At 68.8% G+C, this 12,545-nt stretch carries 9 protein-coding genes; 2 read left to right on the top strand and 7 right to left on the bottom strand.

Annotated elements, in window-relative coordinates; all coding sequences use genetic code 11:
- A partial coding sequence (locus G5C60_RS45390) for a cellulase family glycosylhydrolase (protein ID WP_165269212.1) occupies positions 1-1,577 on the top strand: 1,577 nt, incomplete at its 5' end.
- 288 nt (positions 1,578-1,865) lie between these two features.
- Here the strand turns inward: G5C60_RS45390 and G5C60_RS45395 are convergent.
- Both G5C60_RS45395 and G5C60_RS45400 read right to left on the bottom strand, forming a co-directional pair.
- Positions 1,866-2,696 carry a fumarylacetoacetate hydrolase family protein gene (locus G5C60_RS45395; protein WP_165269214.1) on the bottom strand — a complete coding sequence of 277 codons (831 nt, stop codon included), beginning with the start codon at positions 2,694-2,696 and terminating at the stop codon, positions 1,866-1,868.
- The gene (locus G5C60_RS45400; protein ID WP_165269216.1) at positions 2,693-3,769 is read right to left on the bottom strand and encodes a cupin domain-containing protein; all 1,077 of its coding nucleotides are present in this window, start codon (positions 3,767-3,769) and stop codon (positions 2,693-2,695) included. Before G5C60_RS45400 ends, G5C60_RS45395 begins: the two co-directional genes overlap by 4 nt.
- Positions 3,770-3,889: 120 nt before the next feature.
- On the opposite strand from G5C60_RS45400, the gene G5C60_RS45405 reads away from it, so the two are divergent.
- A complete protein-coding gene (locus tag G5C60_RS45405) occupies positions 3,890-4,672 on the top strand; it encodes an IclR family transcriptional regulator (protein WP_206440810.1) in 783 nt (260 codons plus the stop codon).
- A 77-nt stretch (positions 4,673-4,749) separates the two neighbouring features.
- Here the strand turns inward: G5C60_RS45405 and G5C60_RS45410 are convergent, their stop codons facing one another.
- The 5 genes from G5C60_RS45410 to G5C60_RS45430 form a co-directional block, all read right to left on the bottom strand.
- Positions 4,750-5,670, bottom strand: a complete 921-nt coding sequence (locus G5C60_RS45410) for an NADP-dependent oxidoreductase (RefSeq protein ID WP_165269224.1) — start codon at positions 5,668-5,670, stop codon at positions 4,750-4,752.
- Positions 5,671-5,732: 62 nt separating this feature from the next.
- Positions 5,733-6,923, bottom strand: coding sequence for an amidohydrolase family protein (locus G5C60_RS45415; RefSeq protein ID WP_206440811.1), 1,191 nt, complete (start codon positions 6,921-6,923; stop codon positions 5,733-5,735).
- A gap of 314 nt (positions 6,924-7,237) precedes the next feature.
- On the bottom strand, positions 7,238-8,773 hold the full coding sequence (locus G5C60_RS45420; RefSeq protein ID WP_165269218.1) for an aldehyde dehydrogenase family protein: 1,536 nt from the start codon (positions 8,771-8,773) through the stop codon (positions 7,238-7,240).
- Between the two features lie 315 nt (positions 8,774-9,088).
- Entirely contained in the window at positions 9,089-11,410 is a 2,322-nt protein-coding gene (locus G5C60_RS45425) for a transketolase-like TK C-terminal-containing protein (protein ID WP_165269220.1), read from the bottom strand.
- A gap of 438 nt (positions 11,411-11,848) precedes the next feature.
- Entirely contained in the window at positions 11,849-12,400 is a 552-nt protein-coding gene (locus G5C60_RS45430) for an SDR family NAD(P)-dependent oxidoreductase (RefSeq protein ID WP_241267543.1), read from the bottom strand.
- Positions 12,401-12,545: the final 145 nt, after the last annotated feature.

Below are 12,545 nucleotides of genomic sequence, written 5' to 3' on the forward strand. Positions count from 1 at the left end.
GTGCGGTCGCGGCCATGCAGCCCGGCTGGAACCTGGGCAACACCTACGACGCCATCCCCGACGAGACCTCCTGGGGCAACCCGCCCGTCACCAGGGCGCTCCTCAAGAAGGTCAAGTCGCAGGGCTTCAAGAGCATCCGGCTGCCCGTCACCTGGGGCATCCACCAGGGCGCCGCGCCCGACTACACGATCGACCCGGCCTGGATGGCGAAGGTGCGGCAGGTCGTCGACATGGCGCTCGAAGAAGACCTCTACGTGCTGCTCAACATGCACCACGACTCGTGGATGTGGGTCAACAACCTCTCCACCGACCACGACGCCGTCCTCGCCCGCTACACCGCCACCTGGACCCAGATCGCGGCGGAGTTCCGGGACGAGCCTTCCCGGCTGGTGTTCGAGAGCATCAACGAACCGACGTTCAGCGGCACTTCCGGTGACGACGAGAACTACCGGCTGCTGGCGGAACTCAACAAGGTGTTCCACCGGATCGTCCGCGAGTCAGGCGGTGGAAACGCCGGCCGGCTGCTCGTCCTGCCCACCTTGTACACGAACTCCGACCAGGGGCGGCTCGACGCGCTGGCCGCCGAACTCACCGCTCTGCGCGATCCCATGATCGCCACGACGATCCACTTCTACGGGTGGTGGCCGTTCAGCGTGAACATCGCCGGCTACACGCGCTTCGACGCCACCTCGCAGCAGGACCTCACCGATCAGTTCGACCGCGCGTACAACACCTTCGTCGCCCACGGCATCCCGGTCATCATCGGCGAGTACGCCCTGCTCGCCTACGACCACAACCGCCCCGGCATCATCGAGCGGGGCGAACAACGCAAGTACTTCGAGTTCCTGGGCAACTACGCCCGCCAGCGGAAACTCACCACCATGCTGTGGGACGCGGGGCAGTTCCTGAACCGCAACACCCTCCAGTGGCGGGACCCGGAGCTGTTCGCCCAGATCAAGTCGAGCTGGACCACGCGCTCGGGCACCGCCTCCAGTGACCTGGTGTTCCTCCCGAAGTCGGGTGCCGTCGCCGACCAGACCCTCACGCTCAACCCGAACGGCACCGACTTCCAGGGACTGCGGCACGGCTCCCGCAACCTGGTGCAGGGCAGGGACTACACCGTCTCCGGCAACCAGCTCACGCTGACGGCCGCCGCGCTCACCGAGCTGGCAGGCGACCGGGCGTACGGGGTCAACGCGACGCTGGAGGCCAGGTTCTCCCGCGGCGTCCCGTGGCGGATCGATGTGATCACGTACGACACCCCGGTCCTGTCGGACGCCTCCGGGGACACCAGCGGTCTGACCATCCCCACGCAGTTCCGGGGCGACATGCTGGCGACGATGGAGGCCAAGTACGACGACGGCAGCAACGCCGGCCCGGCGAGCTGGACCTCCTACCAGCAGTGGGACAGCGCCTTCACGGCGTACACCGGTGACTCCATCAAGCTGACCCCCGACTTCGTCAACTCGCTCAAGGACGACTCCCGGGTCACACTCACCTTCCACTTCTGGAGCGGTGACTCGGTGACCTACCACGTCATCAAGGCGGGGAGCACAGTGACCGGCACGATCTCCTGACCGCGTCAGGATGAAACTCTGCTGAGCACAGCTGTCGCCGTCGCCGGTACCGCCGCGGTGGCGCCGCTGCTGTTCGCCTGCGGCGGCCGTGGACGGAGTCGTCAAGCCGGACGTCGCGCCGGTCGCCGGGGGGCGCCGACATCGCAACCGACGCCGGCTTGCCTGGTGGAACTCCGGTTTCAACACAGGCGGCCTGGCCGGCGCCCGAGTCGGTCAGCCGGTGCACGGCGGCCTCGAAGGCGGCCGTGCCCTTGGCGGCCCACTCCAGCATCGGGTCAGGGCGTGCGCTCACCGCGTCTCCCGACGGCAGGTGTTGCGGCACTCGCCGATCCCCTCGATCCGGGTGACGAGGAGCGAACCGTCCTGGATATAGCGGGCGGGCTTGCGGGCATGACCGACGCCGCCCGGAGTACCGGTGGCGATCACGTCGCCGGGCACCAGCGTGACGATTTCGGACAGGTACGCGATCAGCGTGGCCGGGTCGAAGACGAGGTCGCCGGTGTCGGCCTTCTGGACCGTGTCGCCGTCGACCTCGCACGACAGGCTCAAGCCCTGAGGGGCCACCGCGGGGTCGTCTGCGGTCACCAGCCACGGTCCGATGGGGGTGGTGGCCTCGAAGGTCTTGCCCTGGTGCCACTGGGTGGTGCGGTACTGCCAGTCGCGGGCGGTGACGTCGTTGAGCACGGTGTACCCGGCGATCGCGGCCCGCGCCCGCTCCGTATCGGCGTGCCGGACCTCGGCCCCGATGACGACGCCGAGTTCGGCCTCCCAGTCCATCTGCGTGGACGCAGCGGGCAGGGTCACCTCGTCGTACACGCCGACCAGCGCCCGAGCGTACTTGGAGAACAGCGTGGGATGCGAGGGCAGTTCGCGGCCCATCTCCAGAATGTGGGTGCGGTAGTTGAGGCCGACGCACACGACCTTCTCCGGCGCGACGACCACCGGGGCGTAGTCCAGGGCGCCCTCGTACGTTTCGCCGTCGGCGTCCGCGGCACGCGCCGCCCAGTCACTGTTGCGCAGGAACGCCACCAGGTCGCTCTCGCCCAGGTCCACCGCCTGGTCCTCGTCGACGCGGACGGCGCGCGTGCTGCCGTTGACCCGGATGGTGGCCAGCTTCACTTGTGTTCTCCTCGGGAGGTACGGGCGAGGCCCAGGGCCTCGTAGACGGGCTCGTCGCTGAAACGGAAAAGGTCGACCTGGGTACGGGCGGACAGCGAGACCTCGCACCAGGACGGGACGACGAACAGGTCGCCCTTGGCGATCTCGAAGACCTTGTCACCGACATGGGCGACCGCCTCACCCTCGAACACCTGCCAGACGGCGGAGCCGACCGTGCGCACCGGGGTGGTCTGTGTGCCGGCCCGCAGTCGGCGCATCTCGGCGCGCATCGTGACCAGAGCATCCTTGCCGGTGGTGGGGTTGGAAAAGCGGACTCCGGCGTGTCCGGGCTCGAGCACGCCGGGTACGCCTTCGTCCTCCAGCTCCAGCTGGGCGGTCAGGGCGGCGTCGGTGTGCTCCCAACGGTAGGCGCCCAGCGGGGAGTTGGGCTGCTCGGGCGGGCCGATCGGGCGCAGCCCGGGGTGGCCCCACAGGCGCTCGCCGCGCGAGCGCTCGGGGGTTTCGCGGGTGGAGAGCTCGTCGGGGCCGAACTCGAAGAAGCCGGCGTCCAGTTGGGAGACGAGCGGGATGTCGAGGCCGTCGAGCCAGGCCATCGGCTCGTCGGTGACGTTCTGGTGCTCGTGGAAGGCCCAGCTCGGCGTGAGCAGCAGGTCACCGCGCCGCATCGCCACCGCGTCCCCGTCGACGTTGGTCCACACGCCCTCGCCTTCGACCACGAACCGGAAGGCTCCCTGGCTGTGGCGGTGCGAGGGGGCGACCTCGCGCGGGCCCAGGTACTGGATCGCGGTCCACAGGGTCGCGGTGGCGTAAGGACGGCCCGGCAGGCCGGGGTTGGACAGGGCCATGGCGCGGCGCTCGCCGCCACGTCCCACCGGTACGAGCTCTCCGGAGCGCTGTGCGATGGGCAGCAGCTCCGCCCACCGCCACAGGTGCGGGACCGCGGCAGGCTGCGGCGACATCGGCATGAGGCCGTCCACCTGCGTCCACAGCGGGATCAGGCCCGCGTCCTCGAAGTCCGCGTACAGCTCGTCGAGCAGTTTGCGCCCGGTCTGTTCGCTGGTGGTGTCGGTCACGGAAACCTCCACGTCGTGTCTACGGCGACCGCCGGAAGAAGCGCGCATCGTCCCGCGCTGTTTCATGACGCTACGCCGACGTTTCCCATCACCGGAATCCTTGAAGGCTAGGATTCCTCTATGAAGAATTCAGCGGGCCGTTCGCCCAGTCCCTCGTATCCGGTGAGTGCAGCCGGCAACGCCCTGCGCGTCGTCCGGCTGCTGCACGAGCTCGACGAGTTGCGGGTGATGGACGTCGCGGACCGGCTCGGCGTCGCGCGCTCGACCGCTCACCGGATCCTCGCGATGCTCGTCTTCGAGGGATTCGCGGCGCAGGACCGCCACAAGGTGTACCGGCCGGGGCCGGCTCTGCAGGCGATCAGGGGAAGCCAGGCGGCTCCTCCCCCGGATCTGACCACCATCGCCCACCCTCACCTGCGACGACTGGCGGACGCCGTCCGAGAGACGACCCACCTGATGGTGCTGGAGGGCAACGGCACCCGCTTCCTGGACGGCATGGAGGGCCCCCAGGCGCTGCGCGTCAGCTACCGCACCGGCACGCTCCTGCCCGCGCACGTGACTTCGGGCGGCAAGGCCCTGCTCGCGGCACTGCCTGCGGACCGGCTCCGGTCTCTCTACCCCAACGGGCTCCCCGGGGACCGGGCCAAGGCCTCCGAGGCGTCCGAGGACTTGGAGCGCCTGATGAACGAGCTGGTGTCCGTGCGCCGCCACGGCTACGCCCTCAACCTCCAGGAGAGCGAGCGCGGCGTGCACGCCGTCGGTGCATGCGTACGCGACCGCACCGGCACCGCCGTGGCCGCCGTAGCCGTGGCGGCTCCGTCCGTCCGCTGCACCCGCGCGCGGCTCACGGAACTGTCATGCCCTCTGCTCGCGACCGTGCAGGACATCGGTCAGGAGCTGTGAAGGACGACGGCGTGTGCGCCATCGTCAAGCCGCACGGTCCGCGAAGAACTGCGGTCACCAACAGGGATGAGGGTCCGTCAGGGCTTGAGCACGATCTTTCCCCTCGTGTGCCGACGTTCCAGCTCTCGGAAGGCCTCGCGGACTTCGTCGAGCCGGTAGACACGGGCGATGGGGATTTCCAGATCACCGTCGACGATCAGCGTGGCGAGTTCCCCGAGGACGTCGGTGCTTGCCGCCGCCGCGCTGCCCTCCGCCTTGGTGCCGTGCTTCGCCGCGCCCGCGAAGTCGATGATCGTGTTGATCCGTTCGCCGGGCACGCCGAGTTCCAGCGCCAGTTCGATGTAGGGAGCGCCGAAGGTGTCGATGAAGGCGTCGATCGTGCCGTCGGCCGCGGCGCGGATGCGCTCACCGACGTCCTCGCCGTAGGTCAGTGGGATCGCTCCGTGCCGCGCAAGCCATGCGTGGTTGGGCTCGCTTGCCAGACCGATGACGGTGGCTCCGGCGTGCCGCGCGAGTTGTACGACGAGAGAGCCCACCCCGCCGGCGGCCCCGGCGACGACGACTGTCTCGCCACGCCCGACCTTGACGGCGTGTACCGCCGCGTAAGCCGTGGTACCGGCGATGTAGAGCGCGCCGGCCTGCTCCCACGGGACGCCCGCCGGTCGAGGGCTGAGCTGATCCTCCTCCACGATCACGTACTCGGCGTGGCCGGCCCGGTTGTGGGTGAAGCCGATCACCTCGTCACCGACGGCGAATCCGGTGACTCCTCCGCCGAGTTCCTCGACGATCCCGGCGAGGTCGCTGCCCTGGCCCGACGGGAACGTCGCCGGAAACCTGTCATGCAGGAACCCCTGCCGGATCGCGGCCTCGCCCGGGTTGATCCCGGTGGCCACCACCTTGACGAGTACCTGGCGTTCACCGGGCTCGGGCCGTTCGACGTCGACCACGTTCAGTACGTCGATGCCCCCGTACTCCGCGAATCGCACTGCTTTCGGCATCATGACTCCTCTGATCGCACAGCGGGTGAAGAGAAAGCGGGACTACGCAGGCTGTCGGTCGTTCACAGCCCCAGGATTCGCTCGGCATTGCCGTGTGCGATGCGCCCGAGGTCGGCCGGCGCGTACGGTGCGGAACGCAGGAACCCCACCGCCTCGGCGCTGGACTCGAACGGGTAGTCGATGGCGAACAGCACCCGGTCGACACCGACGGCATGGACGGCTCCCAGCAGTGCGGCATGCGACATGACTCCGCTGGTGGTGACGTACACATTGTTCCGCAGGTAGTACGAGGGCAGGTGCTGCACCCTCTGCTCAACAGGCACTTGGGGGTAGCGGCTGTCGAGCCGGGCCATCTGGAACGGCAGCAGCTCGCCCATGTGCCCCAACGTCACCGAGGCGCCCGGGAACTCGTCGAACACGCCGCCGTAGATCAGCCGAAGCGCATGGGCACCCACTGTCGCGGTCCAGCCCCAGGACGGCCCGACCAGCACGGGGTACCCGTCGAAGACACGCCAGTTGTCGGCCGGAACAACAGCCGGATGCAGATACAGCGTCACGCCGAGGCGCTCCAGCTCGGCCCATACCGGCCTGAACCGCGGCTCGTCCAGGTAGTGCCCCCGCACATGGTCGTTGTACAGCACGCCCTTGAGCCCGAGTTCCTTCACAGCCCGGCGCAGCTCCACGACCGCGGCCTTGGGATCCTGCAGTGGCAGGACCGCGAAGCCCGTGAACCGTTTCGGGTGTGCGGCGACCACCTTGGCCAGATGGTCGTTGACCCGCCGTGCGACGGCCACAGCCTCCGCCGGATCCTCGATCACTTCCAGACCCGGCGTGGAATACGAGAGGACCTGGACATCGACGCCGTTGGCGTCCATGTCCGCCAGCCGCAGTTCGGTCAGATCGTCCAGGCGCCGGAACCACTCCTGCTTGATCGCCTCCGGCACCTCCATGCGCTGACGGATCGCTGCCTCCTGGCGGATGGCTCCAGGAATGGAGAACGCCTCTTCCACGGCCACGATGCGCATCTTTTTCTCCTTCTGAGTGTTCCGACGGTCCTTCGAGCTGCCGACCGTCGTTGAGGCGCGGCTGCCGGGCGCCGCCTCGGCGGCGAGCGCGGGCGACCCCGCGACCAGACCGCCGACCACGGCGGCTCCTCCGGCAGCGGCGGTCGCGGCGATGAATCTTCGCCGGGTGGCGTCGGTGGGGGGCTCGGCGGGTGGAGTCACGGCTTGGAAGGGACGTTCGTTGGACATGTCCGCTCTCCCTCGATGGTGGCGCGGGTGGTTGTCGGGACGTACCAATGCCTGTTGCGCTCCGCGAAGGTGCGCGTCGTTTCCTCCGGAGAGGTCCGATGGCCCCCCGAGCCGCCGCCATCGGGTCGTGTTGGCGGACATGGCGTCGGCTGGTTGCGGGCGGCTCGCACCATCGGCGAGCCGCCTCCGGCGACTGGGTCCGAGGTGGTGCGCCATCTCGGACCCGGTGCCGAGCCGGTCAATGACCGGCCTCGTGACGGAGTGGACGCCGGAACGCGCTCGGCCCGGACCGGTCGCCTCCGCCCGTCAGTTGATCAGTCGGTCTTCTCGCCGCTCTCGGCCAGGATCCTGTTGCGCACGCCGGCGAGGGCTCCAGCCATCGCCCCCGCGGGCCTGCCGAAGGTGGTGGCCGAGAACTGAGCGGGGCCGGTCTTGGCGGTGAAGGAGTGTGGGTAGGCGAACTCCCGGAGTCCTTCCTCGCCCTGCTTGCGCCCGTAACCGCTGTCGCCGCGACCGCCGAAGGGCACCGCGGGGTTGATGGAGAACACCAGGGCGTCGTTGATGCTGGTCATTCCGACGCGGAGGCGACGCGCGACGGCTTCGCCGCGGTCGCGGCTGAAGACGGCGCTGCCCAGTCCGTACCGGCCGGCGTTGATGTGAGCGATGGCCTCCTCGGTGTCGGTGACCTTGACGACGGCGAGCGTGGGCCCGAACGTCTCCTCCGTCGCCGCCAGGGCGTCGGGCGTCACGCCGACGAGGATGGTGGGGGTGACATAGCGCTCCCCCACTGCCTCGATGCCACCGACAGTGGCTGTCGCGCCGCGCTCGAGAGCGTCCTGGATGTGCTCCCGAATGATCGGGATCTGGGTGGGCAGGGGAACGGGCCCGATCTCCGCGGCCTCGTCGCTGCCAACGCGTACCTGCTTGGCAAGGTCGCTGATCTTCTCGACGAACTCGTCGTGAACCGACTCGACGACGTAGGCCACTTCGAGACTGATGCAGCCGTGTCCGGTGTTCTGCAGAGCGCCCCACACCACGTGCTTGGCGGCTTCGTCCAGGTCGGCGTCCTCGGCCACGATGACGCCGTCCTTTCCGCCGAGTTCGAGCAGTACGGGGGTCAGGGTCTGCGCGCACTGGGCGGCCACCGTCTTGCCGGTGTTGACGCTGCCGGTGAACGCGAGCTTGTTCAGGCCGGCTTCGATGAGTGCCTGGCCCGTGGCCCCGAACCCGTTGAGGCACTGGAGGACGTTCGGGAAGCCGGGGACCGCGCGCTGCCAGGTCCGGGCGAGCCACTCCCCGATGCCGGGCGTGATCTGGCTGGGCTTGAGGATGGCGGCGTTGCCGGCCGCGATCGCCTCGATCAGGATGGCCCCTGGCGTGAGCAGCGGGAAGTTCCACGGGCCGATGACACCGACGACGCCGTAGGGCTGGTATTCGACCCACGCACGCTGATTGGGCACGGTGGGGCTGCCCGGCACCTCCCGGCGTCCCAGCACGCGCTCGGCGTTCTCGATGGCGAACTGCACGTGCTCCAGAATCCCGAGCACCTCCACGCGGGCGTCGTCGAGGGGTTTGCCGTTCTCGGCGTGGATGAGGGCGGCCCCCTCTTCGCCGCTCACGGCTATCTCCCGCCGCCAGGCGCGCAGTTGCTCGGCGCGGCCCTCGAATCCGAGGTCCCACCAGGGACCGGAGACCGAGCGGGCAGCAGCGACGGCCGCGGCCGCCTCTTCCTTGCCCGCCGCGGGATACCTTGCGAACTCGGCCCCGGTGGCCTGATCGATGGTGACTACCTCGCTCCCGTCATATCCGATGACTCCGTCACGGGTGATCGCTGGAGTGTTGTTGGTCACGGGTTTCTCCCACTTTCTTACGACCGCCTGTGCGCGTAGCGCCCCGAGGGCGAGGGCAGACGGCGGGCGTGGTGCTCGGCGCGAAGGGCTGCTGGATGGCAGCGGATGCACGCCGACATGAATGAACTTCAGCCAGGCCGCTGACGCCGAGGAGGGTCGGCTTCATCGACCTGCGATGCGGCCTGCGCCGGCCCCCATTTGCGATGGCTCGGGGCCGCGGCACCACCAGAGTATCAACTACTTTAACTCACATCAAACACTTGATTCTAGTGAAGCTTTTTAAGATTCGGTCAGAGATGGCCGGCTGCTTCCGACTCAGCCGACCAGGTCGAGGGCGGCACGGACGACGCTGTCCGCATCGAGCCCGTGATGGCGGTAGACGTCCTCGAGCGATCCGGACTGTCCGAACCGGGTCACGCCGAGGGAGGAGACCGGCACACGGTTGATGGTGGCCAGGAAGGCCAGGGTGTGCGGATGGCCGTCGAGGACGGTGACCAGCGGTGTGGCGCGCCCGGCAGGGAAAGCCTGATCCAGTACCCAGGACTCGGCCTGTTCGTGGCCCTGTCCGGCACGCACCGCCCGGTACAGGAGGTCGGGGCTGGTGACACACACCACGTCCGCCGGGACGCCGTCCTGCGCCAGACGATCAGCGGCTGCAAGCGCCTCCGGCACCACCGCACCCATCGCCGCGATGGTGACCTTCGCGCCGTCAGTGCGCAACAGGGGATACGCCCCGGCGACGACCTGGCGCCGGCGACGCTCCCGGGCGGCGGGGTCACCGGGCACTGTGGCCAGCGTCTGGTCGATGGGCCGCGTCGACAGCCGTACGTACGCGGAGCTGCCGTCCGGTCTGCCGAGCCGGGCCATGCCGGCGAGCAACGTCCATTCGGCGTCGATGACGAACGCCGGTTCGTAGGAGACGCAGCCGGGTTGCTCCAGGCCGATGGACGGCGTCTTGATCGACTGGTGCGCACCCCCTTCCGGGGCCAGAGAGACCCCGGAGGGTGTACCGACCAGAAGGGACTGTCCACCGGCGTAGATGCCGAACGACCAAGGTTCGAGGGCGCGTTCCACGAAGGGGTCGTACAACACGCCGATCGGCAGGAGCGGCTGTCCCCACCTGCTCCAGCAGGCACCCAGTTCGCCGATCAGGCCGACAAGGTTCGTCTCGGCGATGCCCAGTTCGATGTGCTGCCCGGACGGCCTTTCCCGCCAGTGCAGGATGGTCTCGGCGTCATCGGCGAACCAGTCGCGCAGTTCGGTGGACGACCACACGCCGACCTTGTTGACCCACCCGCCCAGGTTCGTGCTGGAGCTGACATCCGGGCTGACCGTGACCACCCGTGCGGCCACCTCCGGGGCCACCCTGGTCAGGTCCAGCAGAACCCGGCCAAGGGCGGCCTGAGTTGTCGCGGTCCCGGACGGTGTCCGCCCGATGTCGACCGGCACGGCCGGCGGCGCCTGGCGCGCCGTCTCGCGCCTGCGCAGCCGCCCTGCGGCCCGCCGGCACAGCTCGTGGGCCGCGCTGTCCTCGCCGAAGGCGCGCCAGGGGTGCGCCGGATCGGCTCCGAGCCGCTCGGCGAGCTCCCGCATCTGCTCCTCGGTCAGCAGAGCCGAATGGTTCTGCGGATGCCCCTTGCTGGCCAGCCCGTAGCCCTTGATGGTGTAGGCGAAGATCACCGTGGGACGGCTGTCGTCGATCGCCGAGAAGGCCGCGTCCAGTGCGGCCAGGTCGTGGCCGCCCAGGTTGGCCATCGCGTCGACCAACGCCGGGTCCACGACCTGGTCGACCAGCGCGCGGATCCGGTCGGCGCCGGGGCCTTCGGGCAGCCGCCCGCGCAGTTGCCCGGCATCGCACCGCAAGAGCCGTTGATATTCAGGGTTGGTCATCGTGTCGATCCGTTGCCGCAGTTCCTCGCCGCCCGGCCGGGCGAACAGTTCCTCGAGCAGCCGCCCGTACTTGAGCGTGATGACCTGCCAGCCGGCCGCGGTGAACATGCCCCGCAGTTTTTCGGCCGCGATGTCGGGCACGACCCGGTCCAGCGACTGCCGGTTCAGGTCGACGACCCAGACCACCTCTCCCAGTTCACCGACAGCGGGATCGAGCACCGCCTCCCACACGGCGCCCTCGTCCAGTTCGGCATCGCCCACCAACGAGAACTGCCGTCCGGTGCCCACGTCGCCGACTGTGGCGTTGACATAGCGTCGCGAGAGCGCGCCCCATATCGGAGCGGTCGCACCTATGCCGACGGACCCCGTCGAGTAGTCGACGGGGTCCGGATCCTTGGATCGGCTCGGGTAGCTCTGCAGTCCGCCGAACTCGCGCAGCCCCGGCAGACAGGACGCGTCCAGTTCGCCCAGCAGGTAGTTGATCGCGTGCAGTACGGGCGATGCGTGCGGTTTCACCGACACCCGGTCCTGCGGCCGCAGGTGCCGGAACCAGAGCGCCGTCATGATCGACGCCATGGATGCCGACGACGCCTGGTGCCCGCCCACCTTGAGCCCCGAAGAGTTCGCGCGCACGCGGTTCGCGTGGTGGATGATCGCCGATGACAGCCAGAGCACCCTGCTTTCCACCTCGCGCAGAACGCCGAGGTCGTCCCGGGTCTCGGGCGGCGTGGTTACTGGGCTACTCATGACTGACCAACTCCTGCGGTCGGCGGCGGATTCACCGCCGCATACATGCCGACGCGGCCAGTTGGCTCTTGCTGCTCCAGAGCGCTCTTGGGTGCTGTAGGCCCCGCCCACTCCTCCACTCTTGAACCAGAGCCAAGCTAGTTCTGGAGTAGCGATCCAGTCAATACCGGCGAAGAAGGCGAGGAATCTGCCATCTATCACTCATGACTCCTAGTCAAGAGCAAGACAGGCAGGCGACCATCACCTACCCGCCAGTCACGACTGCCCTAAGCTCGCGGGTCCGTGTAGCGAGCCGCGGGGGTGGGCCGGAAGCCGCCCGCCATCACAGTGGCCTCTGCGGCGAGCAATGCGTCCAGAGCTGAGTCCTGGTCTTCCAGACCAGGGACACAGACGGTCTCACCGAGACGCAGCCCGGCCAGACTGGCCGAGGCCACGTCCTCAGGCAGCATTGCCCGGGGGTTGCCGCGTGCGGCGCCACCGTTCCACTCCGTTGCCACAATGCTGGGGCACACCACCTGGACACGGACCGGGGTATCGGCGAGTTCGCCCGCGAGCGTGCGCGTGAATCCCAGGGTGGCGAAGTGAGGCGACAGTGACGACGGTGCCTTCGCCTGCCGCGAGCATTCCGGGAAGTGCGGCGCGGACCAGCTGAATGGGGGCGACGGCGTTGAGGGTGAGCAGAGGTTCGATGTCGGCCGGGTCGACATCGATGAGCGGGGCGTAGCCGCCGGCACCGGCGTTGCTGATCAGCATGCGTACGTCCCCGGCGGCCAGGCGGTCGGCGACAGCAGCGATGCCGTCGCGAGTCATGAGGTCGGCGGGCAGCACCTCGACCGCCGCACCACGAGCGCGGAGCTCTTCGGCCAGGTCGACGAGCCGGCCGGCGCGTCGCGCCACCAGGATGAGGTCGTGGTCGTCCGCCAGGAGCCGGGCGTAGGCGGCGCCGATGCCGGAGGAGGCACCAGTGATCAGGGCGATGTTGCGAGTCATGGGGCCAATGCCCTTCAAGTACTAGTGTCCTGCGCCAGTAGTTGATCGTTAGTTGGTATGTGACTCCTACTGCTGGTGCGTCAGTTCCTCGTCGGGGCCCGAAACTGGAGCCATTGCTGCTGTCTGCTGAGGAGCGGGCGGAGTT

The sequence above is a fragment of the Streptomyces scabichelini genome (genome assembly GCF_011045015.1).
GTDB lineage: Bacteria > Actinomycetota > Actinomycetes > Streptomycetales > Streptomycetaceae > Streptomyces > Streptomyces scabichelini.